Source organism: Pseudomonas sp. Pseusp9 (assembly GCF_059491265.1).
Window position 1 is genome coordinate 1,451,681 of record NZ_CP168500.1, and the last position, 24,942, is coordinate 1,476,622.

The following is a 24,942-nucleotide window of genomic DNA, read 5'->3' on the forward strand; positions in this document are numbered from 1 at the left end:
AAAAATCTTTTGGCGACCGAAAATCACTATAAAAAGAGCACTCCATTGACTGAGCACGGAACGCAACTGGCCGCCCAGGTGACGTTATCGCTGGTTGTCCCGGTTTTTAACGAGGAGGACAGCCTCGATGCCTTTCTCCTACGCATTGATGAAGCCTTTCGGCAACAGGCGTTGATCACGCTTGAACTGGTGTTCATCAATGACGGCAGCACTGATGCCACGCTGGCGCGCCTGCTTGAGCGCCAACAGCACGATTCGCGCCTGCGCATCGTTGACCTGAGTCGCAACTTCGGCAAGGAAGCGGCATTGTCCGCCGGTTTGCAGGTCGCCACCGGGCAGATCGTTGTGCCGATCGACGCCGATCTGCAGGACCCTCCAGAAGTCATTTTGCAGATGATCGAGCGCTGGCGAGAGGGCTATGAAGTGGTACTCGGTTACCGGATCAACCGTCGTAGCGACACGTGGGCCAAACAGACTTCCGCCCACTGGTTCTATCGCCTGCATAACAAGATCGCCGAGCAGCCGCTCCCGGAAAACGTCGGCGATTTTCGCCTGATGGATCGCTGTGTGGTCGATGCCTTGCTGACCATGCCCGAATCCCGGCGATTCATGAAAGGCCTGTTTGCATGGGTCGGTTTTCGCACCACCCACGTTGATTACAAGCGACCCGAGCGGGTGGCGGGGCAGAGTAAGTTCAACGGCTGGCGATTGTGGAACTTTGCACTGGAAGGCATCACCAGTTTCAGTACCGAGCCTTTGCGGGTCTGGACATACATAGGGGCGCTGGTGTCGCTCGTCTCTTTCGCTTTTGCCATATTTATCGTGTTGCGTACGTTGATCCATGGCGTCGATATGCCTGGTTACGCCTCGCTGATGGTCGCCGTAACGTTCCTGGGGGGCCTGCAATTGATCGGTATCGGCGTACTCGGTGAGTATTTGGGCCGCACTTATATCGAGTCCAAACGCCGGCCGGTTTTTCTCGTGCGCCGCGTCTACGACCCAAAGGATTAGCGTATGGATCTCAAGGAAACCGACATCCTCGGCGATAGTATCGGCGAGCATTGGTATTACTGTTCGAAAGCGGCAGCGACCCGCCGTCTGCTGGGGGACACGCCGATCAAGCGGATTCTCGACGTCGGCGCCGGGTCCGGTTTCTTTACCCACCATCTGCTGACCCACACCGATGCGCACGAAGCCTGGTGCGTCGATATCAGCTACCCCGCCGATTCCAGCGCGACCACCGCTGGCAAGCCGGTGCACTACCGTCGCAGCGTCGAGACCGTCGACGCCGATCTGGTACTGTTGATGGACGTGCTGGAGCATGTCGACGATGACGTCGGTCTGCTCAAGGCCTACGTCGACACAGTGCCGTCGGGCAGCCGGTTTCTGATGACAGTGCCGGCCTTCCAGTTTCTCTGGAGTGGCCACGACGATTTTCTCGAGCACAAGCGTCGCTACACCCTGAGCCAGCTTGAAACCCTGGCCCGGAGCGCGGGTTTGTCGGTACAGCGCGGTGCCTACTATTTTGGTGCAGTGCTACCCATTGCCGCTGCATCGCGCTTGCTGCCCCTGGGCCCGCAGGGTTCTATGCCTCGCTCGCAGCTCAAGCGCCATCATTGGCTGATCAACACGCTGCTCAAGACCCTCTGCAAGCTCGAGTTGCCATTGATGGGCATCAACCGACTGGCGGGTTTGAGCGTGTTCGTGCTGGCGCGAAAACCGTGACATCAGTTGAAAAACAAGCGTTGATCCAACGCGGTGTGCGCTTTGCCGTGACTGGGTTGTTCGTGACTGCCCTGCATGCGCTGGTCGCAATCCTGTTCATCAACTTCGTCATCGCCAAACCGCCGCTTGCCAACGGTGTGGCATTTACCGTGGCGACGGTGGTGTCCTACGTCATCAACACGACCTGGAGCTTTTCTGCCCGATTGCATGGCGGCACGCTGACGCGTTTCATGCTGGTCTCCTTCGGCGGTTTCTTGTTGGCCATGCTGGTTGCCTGGGCTGCGCAAATGGCGGGACTGCACTACTTGCTGGGCATCGGCGCAGTCGCGCTGATCATTCCGGCATTCACCTTTGTGCTGCATAACGTCTGGACGTATCGATGAGGGATTCGAACACGCATCCGGCCCTCGCGCTGCTACCGGTGTTGCTGGGCGTGCTGGCGTTTTTTCTGGTCATCGGACCGCGGGTGCTGGATCCGCAAAACATAGCCTGGCTCAAGGACGGTGATCCGGCGACGCATTACCTGGGGTGGGTGTATTTCCGCCATGCGCCCTGGTCATTTCCACTCGGGCTTAACCCTTCATATGGATTGGAGCTGGGCAGTGCGATCATTTTCTCTGACTCCATTCCGCTGCTGGCGCTCCTGTTCAAACCCCTCAATGCCTGGCTGCCGGAGACCTTTCAGTATCTCGGCTTATGGCTGCTGGCCTGTTTCGTTCTACAGGCCTGGTTTGCCTGGAAGCTGCTCGGCCTGATGACCGGCAACACTGTGCTGCGCCTGCTGGGGGCGGGCATGTTCGTGTTCTCGCCGCCGATGTTTTTTCGTATGGGTTGGCACCTGTCCCTGGCAGGGCACTTCCTCATTCTGGCCGCCTTGTATCTGGCGTTGCATCCAGCGCTTCAACGGCGACGCCTGGCCTGGGGCGCACTACTAGCTGCAACGGCTCTGGTGCACGCGTACTTGTTGGCCATGGTGGCGCTGATCTGGGTGGCCGATTTGTTCGGCAAGCTGTTGATCGGCAAGTTGTCCCGTCGTCAGGGACTGATCGAATTGGCAGGCTTGTTCGCGCTGGTGAGTGTGTGCTGCTGGCAGGCCGGTTATTTCTGCATTGCCGACGGTGCGGCCGGGGCCGGATTTGGCTGGTTTCGCATGAATCTGGCGGCTCCGTTCGATCCGAATGGCTGGTCGGCTGTAATGCCGGACATTGCGCAGCGCGGGGGGGATTACGAGGGTTTCAACTACCTGGGCCTCGGTGTTTTGTTGCTGGTGCCATTGGCTGGCGTTGCCTGGTTCAGAAGCGACATTTCATTGAAAGCCTTGTTGCGCAGTCGACCCTTGCTGCCATGGGCGTTGATCGGGCTGACGCTGTTCGCGCTATCGAATCAGGTTGGTTTCGGCAGGCTGGCTTTTCATTATCCGCTGCCCGACTTCCTGGTCAGTCTGGCGAGTATCTTTCGGGCCTCGGGGCGGATGTTCTGGCCGGTGTTCTACGCCATTGTGGTGCTCGTCACGTTCCTGGTGGTGCGCGGCTATCGACCGCGAATCGCCATGGCGTTGCTGGCGTTGGCGCTGGTGGTGCAAATCGTCGATACCCGCGTTGGCCGGGCAGGCGTGAGAACGATGAAAATGGTGCCGCAGACTTCGGTCTGGGCCAGTCCGATGCAGGATCAGTTCTGGAACAGTGCGGCCAGTCATTACAAAAATATCCGCGCAATGATGCCGAGGAACCAGCCCGACCAGTGGCCGGCCATTGCCGATTTCGCCGCGCGCCACGGGTTGAAGACGGATGCCGTGTACATGGGGCGCATGAGTTCATCCGCGCTGGATAGCGCGCAACACGACGCGCAGCGCAGGCTCGCCACCGGCCAGTATGAGGCCGATTCGCTGTACATCCTCGATGACGATGCGCTGGACGCTGCCATCAAGAACGTTCGCAGCGATACCGACCTGCTGACGAGAGTGGACGATTTTTTCGTGCTGGCCCCTGGCTGGAAGCGCTGTGCACAATGTTTGGCAATGGGCGATGAAGGGCAAGCGATGTCATCCGTTCCCAGGAGTGAGCCGGGAGTCGTAAAGGCGTTCAACCACAAGACCCTGCAACTGGGAAAGGGCTGGTCCGCCCCGGAAACCTGGGGGACATGGAGTGACGGGCAGGAGGCTGAAATCGTGCTGCGCATACCACCCCGGACAAGCTCGATCGTCATCGACGCGATGGCGTTCGTCTTGCCGCCGAGCCTCAGCCAACGCGTTATCGTGAGTCTCAATGGCATAGAAGTCCTGTCGACGCGTCTGACTCAGGCTCAAGGCAATCAATTGAACATCCCGCTCACGACGGCCATCCGGGAAACGCTGACGGATGACGGGATATTGAACATCCATCTGCATTTACCTGATGCCATCAGTCCGCAAAGCCTGGGGTTGAACGATGACACGCGAGTCATGGGGCTGGGATTGAAAACGCTGACTGTTCACTGATCGCCCCTGCGACTGCGCGTATCGATGGACGCCAGGCCCGGGGACTTTCTACACTGCTCCGAGTCTGGGAGTCAGGGGAGCATTGGATGAATCGCAACGAACTTCGCAAGGCGGATATCAACCTGATGGTGGTATTCGAAACACTGATGCTCGAGCGTAATGTCACTCGGGTGGCGGAGAAGCTGTTTCTCGGTCAGCCGACCATCAGCTCCGCGCTCAATCGCTTGCGGGCGATGTTCAATGATCCGCTGTTCATACGTGTTGGCCATCGCATGGAGCCGACGGCGCGGGCAGAGGAGATCATCAAGCACCTGTCGCCGGCGCTGGACTCCTTGTCCGTGGCCCTGAGCCTGACCCATGATTTTGACCCGGCCAGCAGCACGATGTCGTTCCGCATCGGGTTGTCCGACGATGTCGAATTCGGGCTGTTGCCGCCATTGCTGAGAGCTTTGCGCCAGGAAGCACCCAACGTGGTGTTTGTGGTGCAGCATGTCGATTACTGGCGAATTCCCGACTTGCTGGCGTCCGGCGATATCACGGTGGGTATCAGCCAGACCCGCGGCTTGCCGGCCAATGCCAAGCGCAAGTTGCTGCGGCACATCCTGCCGAGCATTTTGCGCGCCGATGCTTCGGATACGCCGTTGACCCTCGATGAATATTGCGCGCGACCACACGTGCTGGTGTCCCATACCGCCAATGTCAGTGGCTATGCCGACGAGTGGCTGGCGGATATCGGTCGCACGCGCCAGGTGGTGCTTTCGGTGCCGCAGTACAGTGCATTGCCGGCCCTGCTTGCCGGCACCGACCTGATTGCCAGCCTGCCGGACTACACCGCCGAGGCGATGGCCGCATCGGGAACGCTGTTCAAGGAGCCCTTTCCCTTCAAGGCACCGACCCTGGATCTATCCATGGTCTGGCTCAGCCATGTCGATAGCGACCCTGCCGAGCGCTGGCTGCGTTCGCGTCTGGAGGCGTTCATGAGTGAGCGCGCTGTATTGCCGCTGCCCGAATGAACAGGGTGGCGCTGTGTTATATGTACGACCTTTGCACCCCACTTGAAGGAAGCAACTCATGCCTCACCTGCACATGGAATACACCGCCAACCTGACTGATCTGAATGCCGATGTGGCATTGATGCGGTTGAACAATACGCTGGTGGGTTCCGGTCAGTTTGCTGCCGAATTCGACATCAAGAGCCGCGCGGTCAAGGTCGAGACGTTCAAGGTTGGCACGGCACTGGCTGAGCGGGCGTTCGTGCATGTGAAGCTGGCGCTGTTGAGCGGTCGTTCCGCACAGATCAAGCAACAACTGTCTGAAAGCCTGCTGGCGGTGGTTCAGGATCTGTGTGAGTGGCCGAGCGACATTGAGGTCCAGTTGTGCGTGGAAATTCTCGACATCGATCGCGATTCCTACAGCAAGACCGCCATCAGCCACTGAGTCTCAGGTGGTTTCCTGCTCGACGCAGGCCTGGATCACTTGCTCTCGCAGCCAGGTATTGGCGCTGTCCTGATCGACACCCTGGTTCCACTGCATGTCGAGGGTGAAACCCGGCAATCCTTCGGGCGCTTCACGGTGATTGAAGGTGTCTGCACTGGCCAACAGTCGCTGGATGCGTCGGGGCAGGGTCAGGGCATAGTCGGTGCCGGTAATCAGCTTCAGCGCTGCGCTGTAGCTATTGGCGCGTGCGACGATCTGGCGCTGACGAGCCTGCTGCGCGAGCCAGCCGTCGACCATGTTGGTGGCGGACGTCCAGGGTGTCGGGAACACATGTCGACGTTCGACATAGGTTTGCAGGCTCAAGCGTGGTTCCGCCGGCGTGGCGCGTTTGTCGAAGACACACACCAGATCATCTTCGAGCAGTGTCTGCGATCTGAAATCGACGTGACTGCGATGAAAGTTCGGACCGAAGCACATCACCAGGTCAAGGCTGCCTTCGCGCAACGCCTGGGCAGGAATATCGGCTTCGAGCTTGACCACATTGACCATCACCGGTAGATCGGCGAGGGCGAAGGTTTTCAACAGGCGCGGCAGGATCAGTTGCTCGAAATATTCCGGTGCGCAGATGTTGAAGGTTACGGGTTGCAGGCCCGGGTCGAACGTGGGTGAACCGGCGTGACAGAGGTTGATGCCTTCGAGAATTTTCAGCACGTGAGGGTACATCGCGCCGGCCTTGCGGGTGGGTTGCATGCCGCCGGTACGGGTATTGATGAACAGCTCGTCCTTGAAACAGGTACGCAGTTTTTTCAGGCAGTAGCTCACCGTGGACTGGCTGACGCTAAGCGCCTCGGATACGTCGGTAACGCTGTTTTGCTCGTACACGGCGACGAACACCATGAGGTCCTGCATGTCGAGTTTTCTAAGCGAATTACTGTTCAGCATCCTTTCCGTCTCGCTGTGTTCCTTGCGCTGACCGTGTGCAAGGATGAGCGAATGATCCTAGCGGAATGAGGGAACAGGGAGAATGCCTCGCCGGTAGTTTCGTCCAAGGCCCTTTCAGCCCCGGACCATCGCCGACACGGCGCGGCGGCTGGACATCAACAGCGCGAACATGCCCACGCCCACCAGTACCGCACCGGCCAACTCCAGCGGCAGCGGCATCTGGCGCCCCCAAAGCCAGTGGAACACGGTGATGAACAGCGTGCTCAGGTAGATATAGGAAATCACCGAGGACGGTGCGATCACACCGATGGCCCGGTGCAGCAGCCAAAACGTCGCCAGGGTGGCGAAGACTGCCAGGTACATGAGCCAATAGAAATCGTTGAGCGTCAGTAAAGATGCCGAGCGCCAACCACCGCTGAAGCCGCAGAACGCCAGCAGAAACAGTGCACCGAACAGCATGTTCCAGAACGTCATGGGCACCGGCCCGCGCCCCTTGAGGCTCTTGGCTTTCAGGCGTTGGCTGAGGGGGGCGTAGAGTGCCATGGCCAGGCAGCCGATGCCGTACACGGTCAATGCATAGGGCGATGGCAACTCGCCGGGGCCGCTGCCTTTCATGATCAATAACACTGCGCCGGCAGCGGCGAGCAGCATCGGTGCAATCCGTTTCTTCAGGCCATCGTCGGGTGTCAGCACGGCTTCGAAAACCAGGGTCATCAGCGGCACCAGCGTGAACATCGTCCCGGTGTTCACGGCCGAGGTGTAGCGCAATGCTTCGAACAGTGAGCCGAAGTACAATGCCAGCAGCAGGCCGAGCACGGCGTGACCAAGCAAGCCGCGGGCGGTCATGACGATATCGCCTTTGAGCAGCAACAGCGGCAGAAACACCACGGCGCAAAACAACAGGCGCAAACCGGTCAGCAGGATCGGGTCGATGTCCTGGCTGACTTGCGCCGCGGCGGAAAACGATGCAGCGATCAACAAGGCCCAAAGCAGCATGCTGGCGTGAGCGGTGGCGATACCGGTGGTTTTCATAGCGGACTCCGGGTCAATGGATATGGCGGGTGTAGTGCCTTGGATTGAAGGACTGCGGCATGGAGGGGCGCAGGTTCAGGACAATGCTGAGCATCGGCCAGAGGGCAGGGTGGGCGGTGGTGCGGGTGTTTTCCATGATCGGACCTTGAACCGTGGTGGTTCGATTAGGCCCGCGAGGCCCGGACGCCGCAAATCAGAAATTCCGGCGTGGTATCTAGAAATTAAATACAAGTCGCTGCAGTGCAGCCCCCCGCACGGGGACTTCACTGAACAACCAAATGTTTAGCCAAACCACATCCAAAGTTCTTCAAATCCTGATTTAACGACTTGATCCATCGTGTGAGGCTGCGGGTCACCTGTTTTCTTCGGTTCTCCCTATGGACGGTTGGCCAGTCGCAATCCACTTCAAGGCACCCACCGACGCTCGAGCGTCGAGCCTTGGTCGTCGATTCACGCCCGCCACCGCACCCAACCTCTCTGCACTTCCTTCTGAACTGGCCTTCTGGGCGCTGTGGCATTGCCGCCATGCGCGCCCGCCGGATTCCTGCTTTTTCCGCTGATTGTCCCTACCTGTCCCGGTTGATGCCGGGATTGAAGCGCGGGTGCTTTTGCGTACCCGTCTGACACGGAAAAAGAGAATTCCCATGAGCAGTGCCACCACCTCGTTTGCCACCAGGCTTGAAGCCCTGACCTTTCTGGAACAGAACCCGGATATCGAAATGTTCGAGCTGTTCATCCTCGACAACAACGGGGTGCCGCGGGGCAAGCTGCTGCACCGTGACGAGTTGTTGGCGGTGTATGAAAGCGGACGGCCATTGCCGAGCACCATCCTCGGGCTGACCATCAACGGCGATGACGTGGAAAACTCGGGGCTGGTCTGGGATGTCGGTGATATCGACTGCCGGGCGTACCCGATCAGCGGCAGCCTCACGCGTATGCCGTGGCGCCTGATACCGACTGCGGCCGTGCAAGTCAGCATGCACCCAACGCAAGGAATGCCCGCCACCATTGCCGATCCCCGTCATTTACTGGCGAAAGTCATCGAAGGTTTACAGGCTGACGGCTATTACCCGGTCATGGCGGCGGAACTGGAGTTCTACCTGCTGGATCAGCAGCGCGACAGTAACGGCCGGCCTCAACCGGCACGGGATGTCGATGGCGGACGTCCGCGCGGCACACAGGTCTATGGCTTGCGCGAGCTTGAGCAGATCGAACCGTTCCTGGCCGATCTCTATAGCGCCTGCAAGCTCCAGGGGATTCCAGCGCGCACGGCCATTTCCGAATACGCGCCGGGGCAAGTGGAAATCACCCTCGAGCACCGCACCGATGCCTTGCAGGCGATGGACGAAGCGGTGCGCTACAAGCGCCTGGTCAAGGGGGTGGCGCACAAGCACGGCATGACAGCCTGCTTCATGGCCAAGCCGTTCGATGACCTGGCCGGTACCGGGATGCACATGCACGTGAGCCTGGCGAACAAGGACGGCAACAACCTCTTTGCCAGCGAAGCCCCGGATGGAACGCCACTGCTCAGGCAGGCTGTCGCGGGCATGCTCAGTACCTTGCTCGATTCGCTGTTGCTGTTCTGCCCCAACGCCAACTCCTACCGTCGATTCCAGGCCAACAGCTATGCGCCTCTGGCGGCCACCTGGGGCGTGGACAATCGCACCGTGAGCCTGCGCGTACCCGGCGGGCCGGCGTATTCCCGGCACATCGAGCATCGTATTTGTGGCGCAGACGCCAACCCCTATCTGGCGGCTGCGGCGATACTGGCGGGCATTCATCGCGGTATTCGTGAACAACTCGACCCTGGTGCACCGGTAGAGGGCAATGGCTACGCCCAGGCTGCGAAACTGTTGCCGACAGACTGGCTGACCACATTGCGCTCGCTGGAAGGCTCCGGTTGGGCCAGGGAAGCGTTCGGCGGGGAGTTCCTCGGTGTCTACCTGGCGGTGAAACGCGCCGAATATCGCCAATTCATGGGGGAAGTCGGTGAGCAGGACTGGCGCTGGTACTTGCATCAGGCTTGAGTCGAAGCTGAACAGGAGCTGAATCATTCTCAAATAGTCTGAAAGTTTCAGGCTGGATTTATAAGCCAACTAATTGTTGGCTTCTTTTTCACAAAAAATTGATGCTTGGCTATCTAAAATTAGAGCTGCCTCGGTAAATGAAATTTTCACATTTGCCGAAGGCACTTCTTCTCAGGACCCGCCGAACCTCATGCTTAAGATTAAAGCCGTGCGCCCCGAATGGGTGACACTGATTGCCAGCGCATTTTTGTTAGTTGGCTTCAATTTTGTACTCTGGCAACACCTGTTCGAAATCACCGCATCCGATGGTAAAGGCATCGTCATGCGTGTGGCGTTCGGGGTGATGATCTTCGCGGCCTTCAACATTGTGCTGACCCTGCTGGCCTTCCGCCCGCTGCTCAAGCCGGTCCTGACCCTGCTGTTCATGATCAGCGCGGGCGTGGCGTATTTCATGAGCCAGTATGGTGTTCTGATCGACACCGGCATGTTGCGTAACTTTGCGGAAACCAATGCTACGGAAGTGCGCGACTTACTGTCGCTCAAGTTGTTTGTTTATATCCTGCTACTTGGTGTTTTACCGACTTGGCTGTTGTGGAAGATGCCGATTGATTACCGTCGTTGGCACCGAGAGCTACTGAGTAAAGTTCTGGTGGTTTTTGCCTCGGCAGCGGTCATTGGTGGTGTTGCACTGGTTAACTACCAAGGCCTGTCTTCGCTGTTTCGCAATCACCATGAATTGCGCCTGATGGTGGTGCCAAGCAACTACATTGGTGCCTCGGCTGGTTTCTTGCGTGAGAAAGTAGCCACTGCACGGCAGCCCTTTGTCAAAATCGGGGAAGATGCCCAGCGCAATCCGGCCTGGCAAACTCACGGGCGCAAATCCCTGACGGTGCTTGTCGTAGGTGAAAGTGCCCGGGCAGAGAACTTCGGCATCCTTGGCTACAACCGTGACACCACGCCGAAACTGAGTAAGGAAGACGGTCTGATCGCCTTCACCGATGTGCACTCCTGCGGTACTGAAACCGCCGTTTCGGTGCCTTGCATGTTCTCCAACATGGGCCGCAAGGACTACAACGCCAGCAAGGCAAAGAACGAAGAAGGCCTGCTGGACGTGCTCAAGCATGCGGGTATCGACGTGATCTGGCGTGACAACCAGTCAGGCTGCAAGGGGACATGCGATCGCGTCACCGTTGAAGATGTCAGCAATCTGAAAGATCCGGCGCTGTGTGCCAACAGTGAATGCCGCGACGAAATCCTGCTGCAAGGACTGCAACATTTCATCGATACCCTCGACAAGGATACGGTGTTGGTGCTGCACCAGATGGGCAGTCACGGTCCGGAGTACTTCAAGCGTTATCCGAAAGAGTTCGAGCGCTTCACCCCGGTTTGCGAGAGTAATGCCCTGAACAATTGCAGTCGCGAAAGTATCGTCAATGGCTACGACAACACCCTGGTATATACCGACCATGTGCTGTCGACCCTGATCGATCTGTTGCGCAGTAACCAGGACAAAGTGGATACCGCGATGCTGTATCTGTCGGACCACGGCGAGTCCCTGGGTGAATACAACTTGTTCCTCCATGGCACGCCTTACATGCTGGCACCGGAGCAGCAAAAGCATGTAGCCATGTTTGCGTGGTTCTCCGACAGCTATAAAAAGTCGTTTGCGGTAGATACCCACTGCCTGCAGCAGAGTCGTGAAAAGCCCTTGAGCCAGGACAATCTGTTCCATTCCATGCTCGGGCTGCTGGAGGTCGACAGCAAGGTGTACAACCAGGATCTGGACATGTTTGCCGGATGTCGTGGTCCAGTGGCCAACGGTGTGTTGGCCAAAGATTGAGTGCTCCGGTTTTGTTTCACTCGGCGGCCGCCAACCAGCGGCCTGTAGAACTTTAATCAAGAGCCATCGCACATGTCCGCTCAGCCCCCATCCGCCATCGAGCTTGAGATTGCCCGGCGTTACGACCAGGAACACGCGCGCGTCTGCCTTCAGCCGCAAGCGCCGGGCCTGGCCGGGCGGCTGGCGCTCTGGCGTGAGGAACGCTTGGTGCGCAACGCACTCAAGGTCGCCGGCGAGCCGGGGCTGATCCTTGACGTGGCCTGCGGTGTGGGGCGTTTCTGGGCGGTGCTGGCCGAACATGCCAATCGGGTGATTCTCGCGACGGACCCGTCCCAGGACATCCTCGATCATGCCCGTACACATCACCCGCAGAGCTTGTTGAAGCGGATCAAGACCTTCCAGAGTTCCGCCTTCACGATCGGCTTGTCGGAGAACGCGGTTGACTGCATTTTTTGCATGCAACTGTTCCAGTACCTTGCCAACCCGGAACATCGTCTTGCGATGCTGGGCGAATTTTACCGGGTCAGTCGCGATACAGTGATTGTCTCGGTGCGCCTCGACGGTCGTTTCAAGGGCGGGCGTTCAGGCGTGGAAGGGCCGTTGCCGAGCAAGACCGAGGTGGAAAGCGAGTTCAGGCAGGCGGGTTTCCGTTTGCTCAGCCATCAGGACTTCTTGCCCGGTTGCGCGCGGATGCGGATCTACGTGCTGGGTAAGACCAGCTAGCCTGACGTTGTCGGACTATTCTTTTTGTCACGCAGTAATTTTCGCTAACGCTCTTGTTCAGTGGATGCGCGGAAATCGCCGGGGGCGATATATACTGCGCGCCATTCTTCAAGGGAGAGCCGTGTGGCCATCGATATTCACTGGATTCGCGACAACGATAGCCTCGGACGGTTGTGTGCCGAGTGGCAGCAGTTGCCATTCGTTGCCCTCGACACCGAATTCATGCGGGTCGACACCTTTTACCCGATCGCCGGCCTGCTGCAGGTCGGCGATGGCGAACGCGCCTACCTGATTGATCCACTGACCATCGACAACTGGCAACCATTGGCCGCGTTGCTGGAAAACCCGGCCGTGGTCAAGGTTGTCCACGCGTGCAGCGAAGACCTCGAAGTCCTGCTGCGCCTGACCGGCAGCCTGCCGGTGCCACTGTTCGATACGCAGCTGGCTGCCGCTTACCTGAACCTCGGTTTTTCCATGGGCTATTCGCGACTGGTGCAGGAAGTACTCGGCATCGACCTGCCCAAGGGTGAAACCCGCTCCGACTGGTTGCAACGTCCGCTTTCCGAAACCCAGATCAGCTATGCGGCCGAAGACGCCGTGCATTTGGCGGAAGTCTTTGTAAAGCTGCGTCCAAAGCTGTCTGACGACAAATACGTCTGGGTCCTGGAAGACGGCGCCGAACTGGTGGCCAACCTGCGCCGCGAGATCGACCCGAACGAGGTCTATCGCGATGCCAAGCTGGCCTGGAAGCTGTCCCGCGCCCAGCTCGCCGTTTTACGTGAACTCTGCGCCTGGCGCGAAAAGGAAGCGCGCGCCCGTGACCTGCCGCGCAACCGGATTATCCGCGAGCATTCGCTGTGGCCATTGGCTCGCACGCAACCGGACAACCTCGGTGCCCTGGCGAAAATCGAAGACATGCACCCACGTACCGTGCGTCAGGACGGCCAGTTTCTGCTTGATCTGATCAAGCGCTCTGGCAGTGTGTCGCCAGATCAATGGCCGCCAGCCGTGCCGGAGCCATTGCCGGTTGAAGCTGCCGTGCTGCTCAAGCAGCTCAAAGCCATCGGCCAGGCCGAAGCCGAGCGCCTGAACATTGCGCCGGAACTGATGCTGCGCAAGAAAACCCTGGAAGCGCTGCTCAAGAGCGGCTTTCCCGATGGTCCCTACCAATTGCCTGATTCGCTGCGTGGCTGGCGCCGCGAATTGATGGGCCAGGCGCTGCTCGACAGCCTGGCCACCGCCGGAGAACAGCCTTGAAACGTATTTGCTCCATCTACCGCAGCTCGAAGAGAAACGAAATGTACCTGTATGTGCTCAAGAGCGACGCTCTGGAGCGTGTGCCGGATGCCCTGATGGCCGCCTTCGGCAAGGCCATCCATGCGTTCGACATGGTGCTGACCCCTGAGCGCAAGCTGTCTCGCGAGGACATCGCGGTCGTGCTGGAAAACCTTGAAACACAGGGTTATCACCTGCAAATGCCGCCTGCCGAAGACGAGTACATCGAGCACTTGCCGGAAGAGCTGTTGCGCCGCAACGATCCGATGTGAGCGGCAGACAGGCACTGTTCAGCGTGGTTATGAAACACTGATCGATTTTAGCGATGGCAGCATCGACAGAGCACCGCTCTGTCGGCGGCCGTCTGCACCGTTTTTGAAAGGTTTGAAGCATGCGCGTCCTGATTGCTGAACACGACCACCCCGTGTACGCCCAACTGTTGCGCGAGGCGGCACCGGACCTGGAGGTGCTGACCAGTGGTGACTCTGCCGAACTGGCCAGTCAGGCCGCCGATTGTCCGGTGTGGCTCGGCCAGCCTGATCTGCTGGCGACCCTGTTGCGCCAGGGCCATCAACCGCAATGGCTGCAATCGACCTGGGCGGGCATCACGCCGCTGCTGGCCGATGGCTTGCCGCGGCACTATCGACTGACCCGTGCAGTCGGCATCTTTGGCCAGGTCATGGCCGAGTATGTGCTCACGTATATGCTCGGTCACGAACGTGAAGTGCTGGCGCGACTGGTCAGCCAGGTCGAGCGCAAATGGGACAGCCGTCATGGCCAGAGCCTGGCGGGGCGCAAGGTGCTGATCGTCGGCACGGGTGATATCGGTCAAAGTGTCGCGCAGTTCCTCGTGCCGTTTGGCGTCGAGTTGTATGGCATTGCCAGCAGCGCGCGGGAGCAGGCACCGTTTATCGAAGTCGGTTCACTGGCGGATCTGCCGCGGCTGGTCGGTGAGGTCGATTACGTGGTCAATCTGCTGCCAAACACGCCGGACACCCACGATATCTACGACGCGGCGCTGTTCAAGCAATTCAAGCCGACCGGCTTGTTCATCAACGCCGGGCGCGGTGTCGCGGTGGTCGATGCGGATCTGGTGGAGGCCTTGAAGGAAGGGCATCTGGCGGGCGCGGTGATCGACGTCTGCCGTCAGGAACCCTTGCCCCAGCGTCATCCCTTCTGGACGGCCTGGGGCCTGCTGCTCACCGGCCACAGTTCGGCACCGACTTCGCCGTCGAAGATGGTGAAGCTGTTTGTCGAAAACCTGCGGGCGTATCAGGCGGGAGAGGCGTTGCGCGGGGAAGTGGATTTCGATCGCGGGTATTGAAAGCTCCGCGCTCAAACTGTGGGAGCGAGCCTGCTCGCGAAGAGGCCGTGTCAGTCAAAGATATGTTGAATGACACAACACTTTCGCGAGCAGGCTCGCTCCCACATTGGTATGTGCAGTGGCTTACAGGGTGAAGTCACCTTCAGCCGCCAACTCGCTCAATGGGCGACGCGGGCTGGGTTCTTCACGGGCTTGCAGGTAGTCCGCCAGGCTTGCCTTGTCTCCCAGCTTGCCCACTGCGACGGCGGCATGCAGGGCGTAGCCTTCAGGAATGTTCAGCTCCTTGCGGGTCAGTTCCTGGTCGAAGCCGGCCATGCCGTGGGTGTGCCAGCCGCTCAGGCTCGCCTGCAAAGCCAGGTGGCCCCAGGCGGAACCGGTGTCGAAGGTGTGCCACAGGGCCGGGGTTTCTTCGGTGGCGCCTGGCGCGACAAAGGTGGTTTTCGAAATCACGATCACCAGCGCCGAAGCATGTTGCGCCCAGCTGCGGTTGAATTCGTTCAGCAGGCCCAGGTAACGCTCCCAGTTCGGCGTGTCGCGACGTGCGTAAAGGAAACGCCAAGGCTGCGAATTGTAGGCTGAAGGTGCCCAGCGGGCGGCTTCGAAGAAGCTCAGCAGGGTTTCCTCCGGGATCGTTTCACCCGTGAAGGCGCGGGGCGACCAGCGATCGGTGAACTGAGGGTGAATGGCGTAATCGGCAACGCGTGGGTTGGCACTCATCAATAGATTCCTTGCTACGTTTGAAAGTGGGAGCGACGCAAAACCCTACTTGGCAGCGCAAAAACTGACAAGCCCGTTCTACCGACAGTCGCCAATGCTTGGCCCGAGGGACTTCGGGCACTAGACTGGCGGCCTTTTCACCACCTGATGTCGATGCTCGAACCATGGCCGCCAAAGTAGAACCGTTCTGGATACGCAAAACCCTCGATCAACTCGATCAGGAGGAATGGGAGTCGCTGTGCGACGGCTGCGGATTGTGCTGCCTGCAAAAGCTTGAGGACGAAGACGACAACAGCGTTTATTACACGCGCATCGCCTGCAAATTGCTGGACCTGAAAACCTGCCAGTGCACGGACTATCCTAATCGTCGTGACTCTGTGCCGGACTGTATCCAGCTCACACCGGGCAAGGCCGACGAATTCAAATGGCTGCCGCCGACCTGCGGCTATCGCCTGGTCAGCGAAGGCAAGGACCTGCCGTTGTGGCATCACCTGGTGTGCGGTGATCGCGATGCCGTGCATCACGAGCGGATTTCCCAGTCCGGGCGCATGCTCGCCGAAGGCAGCGTGCCGGAGGACGATTGGGAAGATCACCTGATTTTCCGCGCAGGCTGACAGACTGACGTTTAACGTTTCACGAAGGAGTGTGTATGGCTGTGGGATGGCGGCAGGCGTGGGGCGTTGGATTGCTGGCCCTGAGTTCGCCCCTATGGGCAGCGAACAAGGTCAATCTGGATTATCACGTGCACCTGTTGCCGCAGACCGATCAGGCCGAAGTGCGCCTGACGCTCGCCCAGGGTTCTGCGGTGCGCAGCCTGGACTTCGACCTCGGCGACGGCAGCCGCTACAGCGATTTCAAGGCCGATGGCCAATGGCAGCTGACCCCCGGCAAGGCGGCGCGAGGTGTCTGGCGCCCGACGGCTGACAAGGCCAGCCTGACCTACCGCGTGAGTATCAGCCACGGGCGCAAGAACGGCAGCTTCGACACGCGCATGACGCCAAACTGGGCGTTGATGCGCGGTGAAGATCTGGTACCGGCGGCCAAGCTCGATCAACAGGACGGCATCGAACTGGTTTCACGCCTTGAATTCGAGTTGCCCGGTGGCTGGAAAAGCGTGGAAACCGCGTGGCCACGCATCGGTCAGAACAAATTCCGTATCGATAACCCTTCCCGGCTGTTCGACCGGCCCACAGGCTGGATGCTCGCCGGCCAGCTTGGCAGTCGCCGTACGCGTCTGGGCGAGACCCAAGTCACCGTCGCCTCGCCACTGGGGCAAGGGATGCGCCGAATGGATGTGCTGACGCTGCTGACCTTCGTCTGGCCGCAAGTGCAGGCGCTGTATCCGCGTCACCCGGGCAAACTGCTGATCGTCGGGGCCAATGATCCAATGTGGCGCGGCAGCCAGTCGGCGCACGAGTCGATCTATCTCAACAGTCACCTGCCGTTGGTCAGCGAAAGTGGCAGCAGTGCCCTGGTCCGTGAGTTGGCCCAGATGTTCGGGCGGATCAACGGTACACAGCGCAGTGCCTGGATCAGTGAAGGCTTTGCCGAGTATTACGCTATCGAACTGGTGCGCCGGGCCGGCGGCATGAGCGATGAGCGCTACGAGACCCTGCACGGCAAACTGGTCAGGACCAGCCAGAAAGTCACCACGCTGCGCGGTGACCGGATCAACCCGGCGCAGGTGGCCAGGGCGGTGGTGTTGCTGCAGGAACTGGATCGCGAGATTCGCCTGAAAACCCATAACAAGCGTTCCCTGGACGACGTGTTGCGCGGGGCGATGCGGCAGAGGGATATCGATACCAAGGCGTTTGTTCAGCTCAGCGAGAGCGTGATCAATGGTTCCTCGAAGGTGCTCAGTACCGAGTTGATCCAGTAATACCGCTTTCGCGAGCAGGCTCGCTCCCACAATCGATCTGTGTGTTTACTGTAGATCCCATGTGGGAGCGAGCCTGCTCGCGAAGAGGCCTGCTGCCCCTGCGCAATTCCTGGATCAAACCCCGGCTTTCGGCGACTTCAACGAATCATTGCCGGTAACGCTGGCGGTGTTGGTCGCTGCCTCGGCATTGGCCTTCAGCGTCTTCAGTTCCTCACCCGCCCGCTGGATTTTCGCCCGCACGTTGTTCATGTCCTGACGGCCTTTCTCCAGCAGGCTTTTCGCCGAGCTGTGGCCGGTAATGCCGCGCGCCAGGGCCACGCCGCCGACGGCTACCTGGATCAGGCCAAAGATCCCGCCACGACGCAGGCCCTTGCCCACCATCACCACGCCGCCAGCCAGGGAGCCGATGCGTTCCCAGCCCTGCACGTTCTGCCCGGAGGGGCTCTGGAGCGGGGTGGATTCGATTCGCTCGACGGGTTTGAGTTCGCTCATGGTCAGTCTCCAGGCTTCAGTGATCGATAGATAAGCTGACTGCCCGGGCAGGCGGCTCGTTCAATCGGATGTGCGGCGATTCAGCGGAATTTTGGCCCGGAGCGGGTATTGAGCCCCTTGGCCATGCGGTCGTAGAGCACGACGTTGACCGTGGCGGCCAGGTTCATGCAACCGGTGGTCGGAATGTAGACCACGTCTTCACACCAGTCGCGAATCTCTTTGTCCAGCGATCCGTCTTCCGGGCCGAAGATGTAGAGCGCGCGATCCGGGTGGGTGTATTCCGGCAACGGGCGAGCGCCATCGACCAGTTCCACGGCGACGGGCACACAATTGAGGGGCAGGATTTTCTTCAGGTCGTCGATGCCGATCAGCGGGATGTCGTAGTGCACGCGCTTGGTATCGGTGACGAAGTCGGCGGCGCGCTCATAGCGCTTGCCGGTGTAGAACACCGATGCCACGCCATAACAGCCAGCGGCTCGCATCACCGAACCTACGTTTTCCGGTGATTTGGGGTTATACAAACCAATGCAGCTGTACCGTTTGTCTGCCACGAGCGGGGTGCCTTTCGGGAAAAAAGCGCGATTATACGGGGATTGGGCGGCAGTGGTCAGATTGGAGATTGGTGGTGCCGGTGCGATTGCTTTCGCGAGCAGGCTCGCTCCCACAGTTGACCGAGGTGTCCAGGCGGACGCGGATCAATGTGGGAGCGAGCCTGCTCGCGAAGAGGCCAGTTCAGGCACTGAAGAGTTTCAGTCTTCCTTTTTCATCAACCCGGCCAGCGCCGCAAACGGATTATGCGTGGCCTTGGCGATTTTGGGCGTGCTCAGCGAGCCTTCGTCGAAATACTGCTGGTCGGTATACCGCGAGTGTTCGTTATCGTGGCAGTACAGGCACAACAACTCCCAGTTCGAGCCGTCCTGCGGGTTGTTGTCGTGGTTGTGGTCGCGGTGGTGCACCGTCAGTTCGCTCAGGCGCTTGCCGGAGAACTCACGGGCGCAGCGGCCACAGACGTGCGGGTACATCTTCAGGGCCTTGTCGCGGTAGCCCATTTCCTTGTCGCGCTGGTTGTCGGCGAGGATGCGATCCAGCTTGGACGTGTTGGTCGGGGTGGACGAACTCATGGGTTCACCTTTGTAGAAAGACTAATGACGGTATTAAGCGAAGTTTAGCTCAGCCCTTGAGCTTCTCGGCAATCCAGATGGTGTGGCGGGTGCCCTTGTTGCCATGGGCGAACACCTGTACCTCTTCAGCCTTGAAGCCGGCTTTCTTCAGTTTGTCGGAAAACTGTCGGTCAGCGCTGGCCGACCAGACCGCCAGCACACCTTTGGGGCGCATGGCCCTGGCACAGGCGCTCAGCCCCGCGGCGGAGTACAGCCAGCTGTTGGCTCTCTGGGTCAGGCCTTCGGGGCCGTTGTCGACGTCCAGCATGATGGCATCGAAGCCCTGGGGTTCGGCTTGCAGGACTTTGGCCACGTCTTCCATGCGAATCACTGTCCGCGGGTCGAGCAGCGGATTGCCGGCCTTCTCGCCCAGCGGTCCACGGTTCCACTCAACGACACCGGGCACCAGTTCGGCGACCACCACTTCGGCGGTCTTGCCCAGGTGCTTGAGCGCCGAAGCGAGGGTGAAGCCCATGCCGAGGCCGCCGATGAGCACTCGAGAGTTGGGTCGCCCGGCAACTTTGCGGCACGGGATCTCGGCCAGGGCATCTTCGGAGCCATGCATGCGCGTGTTCATCAATTGTCCGCCATCGCCACCCTGGATCTTGATGACGAAATCCTCGCCGTATTCGAACAGGCACAGGGCACCGCCGTTTTCAGGAATGGGGGTGGTGTCCAGCAGAACGAAACGTTTCATGGGGCTCACTTGAAGAAAATTGGCTGCACAGGGGGAGGGCAAACAGACGCAGTTGGGAGTAGCCTGTTTATGACGACAAGGCCAACGGAGCCATTGATGAAGCGCACCATTCTAACGGTCATTGCCCTGGCCGCGCTCTCGATAACTGCAGTGCAGGCTCAACAGCTGCAATCGATTCCCGTAAGCCCCGTGCCGGCGCCCGGTTCGCCTGGCACTGCGACGCCCACGCCATACCCGCAAATCAGCCCGGTGCCTTTGCCCAAAGTCGGCCCCGGCAGTAGCGGACCGCCGTTGGTGCCGATTGAAATGCCGAGCCCGCCGGCCAAGGACCAGCCGATACCGGGCCTGGAGCCCAATCCGCCGAAAGTCAAGTCACCAGGCGGCTAGACCTGCTGCGAAAGCAGTTGGCCGTCGGCCATGCGCAGGCGTTTGGAAAGGGACACGGCAAGGGCGCGGATGATCTTGGCGGCGATTTTCGGTGCGTCGTTGAGCATTTTTTCCAGCGAGTCCTTGCCCAGGTTGAGCAACTGACAGTTGCTGGCGGCCACGCAACTGGCCGAGCGTCGTTCGCCGTCGAGCACGGCCATTTCACCGAACGAGCGGCCGCTGCGCAACGTGGCGATGGTGACTCGTTGCCCGTCAGCCGTGGTTTTCTGCACCGCCACCTGACCGGTATGGATGATGCACATGAAACTGCCGGCATCGCCCTCCTGGAAGATCTCCTCGCCTTGGGCAATGGTGCTGATACTGAAGTAGCCCGAAGCCGCGGCGAAGTCCGCCGGCAGCAGTTGATTGAACAGGCCGCAATCCATCAGCCAGTCGCGAATTTCGTTGTTCAGAAAAGTTGATTCAGACATGTCGTCACGGTCTTTTTGTAGTGTCTGTTGTTCCGGGGTTGAGCCGTTCTTGTGGGAGCGAGCCTGCTCGCGAATGGGTTATCACAGCCAATAGAGGTATTGAATGCGCCACCGCTTTCGCGAGCAGGGGAATATGTAGTGTATCGGCCTGCCTTGTACGCAATTAAGACCGGCACACCACGCCAGGTTCCTCAGGCAATGCCCAAAACCTTGAACAAAAATGCATATTCGAGCGCTACGTCACGCAATCCCTGATATCGACCGCTCATCCCGCCATGCCCGGCACCCAGTTCTGTCTTGAGCAGTAGTGGATGGTTGTCGGTTTTGGTCGCGCGCAGTTTCGCCACCCACTTGGCGGCTTCCCAATATTGCACGCGGCTGTCGTTGTAACCGGCGATCACCAGGGTCGCTGGATAAGCTTGCGCGGTGACATTTTCATACGGGGCGTAGGCCTTGATCCGATCATGGACGTCCGGTTCTTCAGGGTTGCCCCACTCGTCGTACTCCGTCACGGTCAATGGCAGATCAGGGTCGAGCATAGTGTTGAGAACGTCGACGAACGGCACTTCGGCGATGGCGGCGCCAAACAGCTCCGGCCGTTGATTGAGCACCGCGCCGATCAGCAAGCCACCGGCGCTGCCGCCGCTGATCGCCAACTGCGGTGCAGTGGTAAAGCCTTGGGCGATCAGGTGCTCGGCGCAGGCGATAAAGTCACTGAAGGTGTTGTGCTTGTGCTCTTGCTTGCCGGCGCGATACCAGGCTTCCCCCAGTTCGCCACCGCCACGCACGTGGGCAATGGCAAACGCCATGCCGCGATCGAGCAGGCTCAGGCGCGCATGGGAAAACCATGGGTCGAGGCTTTCGCCATAGGCGCCATAGCCGTAGAGGTACAGCGGCACGGGTTTGCCCAGGTCCGTGCGCTTGATCACCAGGCTGATGGGCACTTGCGTACCGTCCGGCGCAGTGGCCCACAGGCGCTGGCTGATGTAGGCGTCGGCATCGAACGGGCCGAGCACCGGAGTTTGCTTGAGGACTTTCTGCTCGCCGGAGGCCAGGTCCAGTTGGCGGATTTGTGCCGGACGGTTCAACGCTTCGTAGCGCAGGCGAATCCGCGCGCTTTCGAATTCCAGGCTGTTTTGCACATGCAGGCTATAGGCCGCATCCGGCAGTTGCACGCGATAAGGCGCCAGGCCTTGCGGGTGAACCTCGATGATGGGCAAACCGCCGACCCGCAGGCTCAGGGTCATGGCTCCGGTGTTCAGGCTGATGCCGTCGATCATCACCGTGTCGCTGTGGGGGATCAGGTTCTGCCAGTCGGCTTCGATCGGCGCGATGCCGGTATCGACGGCCGTGTACAACGCAAAATTGATACCGTCACGGTTGCTGCGAATGAACCAGGTCCATTGACCGTCGAGTGCACCGTGATCGACATCGTATTCATGATCCTCGACCCGTGGTGCCAGGCAGGTGAACGCCTGTTGGGGCTGGGAGGCATCGAGGACCCAGACTTCGCTGGTGGTCTTGCTGCCCACGGACAACAGCAATTGCTGCTCGGAGCTGGAGCGGTAGCAATGCATGAAGAAACGACCGTCCGGCTCATGGAACACTTCTTCGGCCGCCGTGCCGTCCAGTCGATAGCGGTACAGCTTGTGCGGGCGGTGGGTGTCGTCCAGTTCGCCAAAGAACAGCGTCAGGCTGTCGTTGGCCCAGGTCATGCTGCCGTCACAGTCCTGGAATTCCAGCTCGCTGACGCGGCCGTCGGACAGTTCCTTCACGAACAAGGTGTAAATCTCGTCGCCACTGGCGTCAATGCTGTAGGCCAGGCGCTGATGATCCGGGCTGATGCTGAACGCCCCCAGGGAAAAGAAGCCGCCGTTGGCCAGTTCGTTCGGATCCAGCAGCAGCTGTTCGCGGCTTTCGTCGAGGGTCAGGCTGTCATCGGCCGGACGCGGGCAGCGGTAGTGCCGGGCGTATTCATCGCCCGCCGTGGTGCGGGTGTAATACAGATACGGTCCCCATGGCGAGGGCAGGGACAAGTCGGTCTCGAGAATCCGCCCCTTGATCTCCTCGAACAGGGTTTCGCGCAGCCCGGCCTGATCGGCGGTCTGCGCTTCCTGATAGCGGTTTTCGGCTTTCAGGTAGTCGAGCACTGCATCGGTGTCGCGCTCTTGCAGCCAGGCATACGGGTCGGAGCCATCAGCCCTGTGGGCAATCGGAGCGTCGCAAGTGTTGGCGGATAGGGGCATGAAGGACTCTCGAGCAGTGTACGGAATAGGGGCTTGGCAACCTGTGGGAGCGAGCCTGCTCGCGATGAGGCCAGTACATTCAACAATAGTGTTGACTGTCAGTGCGCTATCGCGAGCAGGCTCGCTCCCACAGGTTCGATCAATTGTCTGACTGCCATTGATGCAGCCTGATGGGCGAAAAGCCGTTATCATAAGCGCCTCTTTGCCTGCCTTGCCATGGACACCATGACCGAGAACGACTATCTGATCGCTTGGGGCCTCTACGCCTTTGCCGCTTTGGGCTGCCTGTTGGTGTGGATGCGCTTGACCCGCTGGATGTGGCGTTGGCTGCGTGAGCCGCTGCGGCTGGCGATGGCCGTGCTGCTGTTCAGCCCGACCATCATTGATCCGGTCAAGGATAAAGTCGCACCGGCCGTCGCCATTACTGCGCTCGACCTGCTGTTCAAGGTCGGCAACAACGCCTGGCGGGCGATTTCCGATCTGTTCATGTACGGCATGATCGCATTCGGCCTGTATCTGGTGCTGGTGGCGATCCGTTTCCCCATCGAACGCACCTCCAACGCCCGCAAGGCGCGTGAGGCTGCCACCAAAGCCGCCGTCCGTGCCGACGAGCCTGAGCACGATCAACCGTTTGGCGGTGCCGGCGATGATCGTTACGGTCGTCCACCCGTGCCGAGCAATCCTCAGCGGATGCGAGTCGAACCCCGTTTGTAACCTTGCCCCCTGCGATTGAGCGAGAGTCCGAGCATGTGTGAGTTATTGGGCATGAGCGCCAATGTCCCGACCGATATCGTGTTCAGCTTCACCGGGCTGATGCAGCGCGGCGGACGCACCGGCCCGCACCGCGATGGTTGGGGCATTGCCTTCTATGAAGGCCGTGGGCTGCGGCTGTTCCAGGACCCGGCGGCAAGCTGCGAGTCGGAAGTCGCGAACCTGGTGCAGCGCTATCCGATCAAGAGCGAAGTGGTGATCGGGCACATCCGCCAGGCCAACGTCGGCAAGGTCTGCCTGTCCAACACCCATCCGTTCGTCCGTGAGCTGTGGGGCCGCAACTGGTGTTTCGCCCATAACGGCCAGTTGGCGGACTTTCAGCCAGTGGCCAGTTTCTATCGCCCCGTGGGTGATACCGACAGCGAAGCGGCGTTCTGCGATTTGCTCAACCGCGTGCGTGCGGCGTTCCCCGAACCGGTCGAGGTCGAAGAACTGTTGCCGGACCTGGTCGCCGCCTGCGCCGAGTACCGCAGCAAAGGCGTGTTCAACTGCCTGCTCAGCGACGGCGACTGGCTGTTCTGCTATTGCTCGACCAAGCTGGCGCAGATCACCCGTCGTGCACCCTTTGGCCCGGCACGCTTGAAAGATGTCGACGTGATCGTCGACTTTCAGGCCGAAACCACGCCCAACGATGTGGTCACTGTCATTGCCACCGAACCCCTGACCGAAAACGAAACCTGGACCCGTTACGAACCGGGTCAATGGAGCCTGTGGCGACGCGGCGAATGCGTCAGTCAGGGCACGACCGAATAAGGACTCCTTGCATGTTGCTCAGTTATCTACGGCTGGTGTTGTTTGCGGCGGGCCTGTTGATCGGTGTCCAGGTGCCGGGCTTCATCGGTGATTACGCCAAGCGGGTCGAAGCCCATCTGATCGAAGCGCAAGCCGGATTGAGCGGCTTTCAGAACACCGCCAACCAGTTCTTCAAAGGTGACATGCAGGCCCTGGTGGCCCATTACCGCGCCAGCGAAGACCCGATCTTTCGCAGCGACGCCGACAGCCTGAGCAACCTGCTGACCCGCCAACTGGCGCTGGACAAGCAGTTCCAGGCGATGCAGGGACCTTGGTACATCCGCTTCCTGCAAGTGGTGCTGGCCGCTGATCCGGACATCCGCAAGGAAACCTGGAATGGCTACAGCTACCAGATCCTGTTGACGCCCGAAGCGATGGCCTGGGGCATGAGCGGCGCCATGCTGCTGTCGTTTGGCCTGGAATGCCTGTTCCGGCTGATTGACTGGGTGGTGCTGGGCGGCAAGCGTCTGCGCCAGAGCCGGCCGATCGAAGAGCGGGATTTGCGCGGCTTGTAACACCGTGGAACGTCA

General features: G+C 59.9%; 28 protein-coding genes. 18 read left to right on the forward strand and 10 right to left on the reverse strand.

Going from position 1 to position 24,942, the window contains the following annotated elements; genetic code table 11:
* The first annotated feature begins 45 nt into the window (after window positions 1-45).
* From ACEN8E_RS06570 to ACEN8E_RS06595, 6 genes are all read left to right on the forward strand, one after another.
* Window positions 46-1,011 carry a glycosyltransferase family 2 protein gene (locus ACEN8E_RS06570; protein ID WP_495591912.1) on the forward strand — a complete coding sequence of 322 codons (966 nt, stop codon included), beginning with the start codon at window positions 46-48 and terminating at the stop codon, window positions 1,009-1,011.
* A gap of 3 nt (window positions 1,012-1,014) precedes the next feature.
* The gene (locus ACEN8E_RS06575; protein ID WP_495591913.1) at window positions 1,015-1,725 is read left to right on the forward strand and encodes a class I SAM-dependent methyltransferase; all 711 of its coding nucleotides are present in this window, start codon (window positions 1,015-1,017) and stop codon (window positions 1,723-1,725) included.
* Window positions 1,722-2,108, forward strand: coding sequence for a GtrA family protein (locus ACEN8E_RS06580; RefSeq protein WP_495591914.1), 387 nt, complete (start codon window positions 1,722-1,724; stop codon window positions 2,106-2,108). The genes ACEN8E_RS06575 and ACEN8E_RS06580 overlap by 4 nt, the downstream gene beginning before the upstream one ends.
* The gene (locus tag ACEN8E_RS06585) at window positions 2,105-4,201 is read left to right on the forward strand and encodes a DUF6311 domain-containing protein (protein ID WP_495591915.1); all 2,097 of its coding nucleotides are present in this window, start codon (window positions 2,105-2,107) and stop codon (window positions 4,199-4,201) included. Before ACEN8E_RS06580 ends, ACEN8E_RS06585 begins: the two co-directional genes overlap by 4 nt.
* Window positions 4,202-4,287: 86 nt before the next feature.
* A complete protein-coding gene (locus ACEN8E_RS06590) occupies window positions 4,288-5,214 on the forward strand; it encodes a LysR substrate-binding domain-containing protein (RefSeq protein ID WP_495591916.1) in 927 nt (308 codons plus the stop codon).
* 58 nt (window positions 5,215-5,272) lie between these two features.
* Window positions 5,273-5,638 (forward strand): 5-carboxymethyl-2-hydroxymuconate Delta-isomerase, encoded by a 366-nt coding sequence (locus ACEN8E_RS06595; protein ID WP_413423892.1) that lies wholly within the window; start codon window positions 5,273-5,275, stop codon window positions 5,636-5,638.
* Between the two features lie 3 nt (window positions 5,639-5,641).
* On the opposite strand, the gene ACEN8E_RS06600 is transcribed toward ACEN8E_RS06595, so the two are convergent.
* From ACEN8E_RS06600 to ACEN8E_RS06610, 3 genes are all read right to left on the reverse strand, one after another.
* On the reverse strand, window positions 5,642-6,580 hold the full coding sequence (locus ACEN8E_RS06600) for a LysR family transcriptional regulator (RefSeq protein ID WP_495591917.1): 939 nt from the start codon (window positions 6,578-6,580) through the stop codon (window positions 5,642-5,644).
* A gap of 114 nt (window positions 6,581-6,694) precedes the next feature.
* Window positions 6,695-7,612, reverse strand: a complete 918-nt coding sequence (locus ACEN8E_RS06605) for a DMT family transporter (RefSeq protein WP_495591918.1) — start codon at window positions 7,610-7,612, stop codon at window positions 6,695-6,697.
* Window positions 7,613-7,625: 13 nt separating this feature from the next.
* A complete protein-coding gene (locus tag ACEN8E_RS06610) occupies window positions 7,626-7,748 on the reverse strand; it encodes a hypothetical protein (protein WP_495591919.1) in 123 nt (40 codons plus the stop codon).
* 508 nt (window positions 7,749-8,256) lie between these two features.
* Between ACEN8E_RS06610 and ACEN8E_RS06615 the strand changes: the two genes are divergently transcribed.
* The 6 genes from ACEN8E_RS06615 (at window position 8,257) to ACEN8E_RS06640 (ending at window position 14,801) form a co-directional block, all read left to right on the forward strand.
* Window positions 8,257-9,639, forward strand: a complete 1,383-nt coding sequence (locus ACEN8E_RS06615; protein ID WP_495591920.1) for a glutamine synthetase family protein — start codon at window positions 8,257-8,259, stop codon at window positions 9,637-9,639.
* A 190-nt stretch (window positions 9,640-9,829) separates the two neighbouring features.
* Complete coding sequence (locus ACEN8E_RS06620) at window positions 9,830-11,479, forward strand: phosphoethanolamine transferase (RefSeq protein ID WP_495593282.1); 1,650 nt, start codon at window positions 9,830-9,832, stop codon at window positions 11,477-11,479.
* Window positions 11,480-11,551: 72 nt separating this feature from the next.
* Window positions 11,552-12,202, forward strand: coding sequence for a class I SAM-dependent methyltransferase (locus ACEN8E_RS06625; protein WP_495591921.1), 651 nt, complete (start codon window positions 11,552-11,554; stop codon window positions 12,200-12,202).
* A gap of 123 nt (window positions 12,203-12,325) precedes the next feature.
* Window positions 12,326-13,459, forward strand: a complete 1,134-nt coding sequence (gene rnd, locus ACEN8E_RS06630; protein WP_495591922.1) for a ribonuclease D — start codon at window positions 12,326-12,328, stop codon at window positions 13,457-13,459.
* Window positions 13,456-13,749: a YcgL domain-containing protein gene (locus ACEN8E_RS06635; RefSeq protein WP_429367444.1), complete on the forward strand. Its 294-nt coding sequence runs from the start codon at window positions 13,456-13,458 to the stop codon at window positions 13,747-13,749. The genes rnd and ACEN8E_RS06635 overlap by 4 nt, the downstream gene beginning before the upstream one ends.
* Before the next feature lie 119 nt (window positions 13,750-13,868).
* The gene (locus ACEN8E_RS06640; protein ID WP_495591923.1) at window positions 13,869-14,801 is read left to right on the forward strand and encodes a D-2-hydroxyacid dehydrogenase; all 933 of its coding nucleotides are present in this window, start codon (window positions 13,869-13,871) and stop codon (window positions 14,799-14,801) included.
* 123 nt (window positions 14,802-14,924) lie between these two features.
* On the opposite strand, the gene ACEN8E_RS06645 is transcribed toward ACEN8E_RS06640, so the two are convergent.
* Complete coding sequence (locus ACEN8E_RS06645; RefSeq protein ID WP_429367448.1) at window positions 14,925-15,518, reverse strand: nitroreductase family protein; 594 nt, start codon at window positions 15,516-15,518, stop codon at window positions 14,925-14,927.
* Window positions 15,519-15,682: 164 nt separating this feature from the next.
* Here ACEN8E_RS06645 and ACEN8E_RS06650 point away from each other — a divergent pair, with 164 nt between their 5' ends.
* On the forward strand, window positions 15,683-16,132 hold the full coding sequence (locus ACEN8E_RS06650) for a YcgN family cysteine cluster protein (RefSeq protein ID WP_008015986.1): 450 nt from the start codon (window positions 15,683-15,685) through the stop codon (window positions 16,130-16,132).
* 35 nt (window positions 16,133-16,167) lie between these two features.
* A complete protein-coding gene (locus tag ACEN8E_RS06655) occupies window positions 16,168-17,397 on the forward strand; it encodes a hypothetical protein (protein WP_495591924.1) in 1,230 nt (409 codons plus the stop codon).
* A 114-nt stretch (window positions 17,398-17,511) separates the two neighbouring features.
* Here the strand turns inward: ACEN8E_RS06655 and ACEN8E_RS06660 are convergent, their stop codons facing one another.
* From ACEN8E_RS06660 to ACEN8E_RS06675, 4 genes are all read right to left on the reverse strand, one after another.
* Complete coding sequence (locus tag ACEN8E_RS06660) at window positions 17,512-17,889, reverse strand: YgaP family membrane protein (protein WP_495591925.1); 378 nt, start codon at window positions 17,887-17,889, stop codon at window positions 17,512-17,514.
* Between the two features lie 80 nt (window positions 17,890-17,969).
* Window positions 17,970-18,440 carry an RNA methyltransferase gene (locus ACEN8E_RS06665; protein WP_046816778.1) on the reverse strand — a complete coding sequence of 157 codons (471 nt, stop codon included), beginning with the start codon at window positions 18,438-18,440 and terminating at the stop codon, window positions 17,970-17,972.
* 198 nt (window positions 18,441-18,638) lie between these two features.
* Window positions 18,639-19,010, reverse strand: coding sequence for a YajD family HNH nuclease (locus ACEN8E_RS06670; protein WP_007898702.1), 372 nt, complete (start codon window positions 19,008-19,010; stop codon window positions 18,639-18,641).
* Window positions 19,011-19,059: 49 nt separating this feature from the next.
* A complete protein-coding gene (locus ACEN8E_RS06675) occupies window positions 19,060-19,746 on the reverse strand; it encodes a spermidine synthase (RefSeq protein ID WP_495591926.1) in 687 nt (228 codons plus the stop codon).
* 96 nt (window positions 19,747-19,842) lie between these two features.
* Between ACEN8E_RS06675 and ACEN8E_RS06680 the strand changes: the two genes are divergently transcribed.
* Entirely contained in the window at window positions 19,843-20,133 is a 291-nt protein-coding gene (locus tag ACEN8E_RS06680) for a hypothetical protein (protein WP_495591927.1), read from the forward strand.
* Here the strand turns inward: ACEN8E_RS06680 and ACEN8E_RS06685 are convergent.
* Both ACEN8E_RS06685 and ACEN8E_RS06690 read right to left on the reverse strand, forming a co-directional pair.
* Window positions 20,130-20,603 carry a cyclic nucleotide-binding domain-containing protein gene (locus ACEN8E_RS06685; RefSeq protein ID WP_008015977.1) on the reverse strand — a complete coding sequence of 158 codons (474 nt, stop codon included), beginning with the start codon at window positions 20,601-20,603 and terminating at the stop codon, window positions 20,130-20,132. The genes ACEN8E_RS06680 and ACEN8E_RS06685 overlap by 4 nt on opposite strands.
* A 191-nt stretch (window positions 20,604-20,794) precedes the next feature.
* On the reverse strand, window positions 20,795-22,849 hold the full coding sequence (locus ACEN8E_RS06690; protein WP_495591928.1) for a S9 family peptidase: 2,055 nt from the start codon (window positions 22,847-22,849) through the stop codon (window positions 20,795-20,797).
* A gap of 216 nt (window positions 22,850-23,065) precedes the next feature.
* Between ACEN8E_RS06690 and ACEN8E_RS06695 the strand changes: the two genes are divergently transcribed.
* Genes ACEN8E_RS06695 through ACEN8E_RS06705 form a run of 3 tightly spaced genes read left to right on the forward strand, consistent with a single transcriptional unit; the run spans window position 23,066 to window position 24,927 of the window.
* Entirely contained in the window at window positions 23,066-23,563 is a 498-nt protein-coding gene (locus tag ACEN8E_RS06695; protein ID WP_495591929.1) for an MFS transporter, read from the forward strand.
* Between the two features lie 33 nt (window positions 23,564-23,596).
* Window positions 23,597-24,373, forward strand: a complete 777-nt coding sequence (locus tag ACEN8E_RS06700; protein ID WP_495591930.1) for a class II glutamine amidotransferase — start codon at window positions 23,597-23,599, stop codon at window positions 24,371-24,373.
* Window positions 24,374-24,384: 11 nt separating this feature from the next.
* Window positions 24,385-24,927, forward strand: a complete 543-nt coding sequence (locus tag ACEN8E_RS06705; RefSeq protein ID WP_495591931.1) for a DUF2937 family protein — start codon at window positions 24,385-24,387, stop codon at window positions 24,925-24,927.
* Window positions 24,928-24,942: the final 15 nt, after the last annotated feature.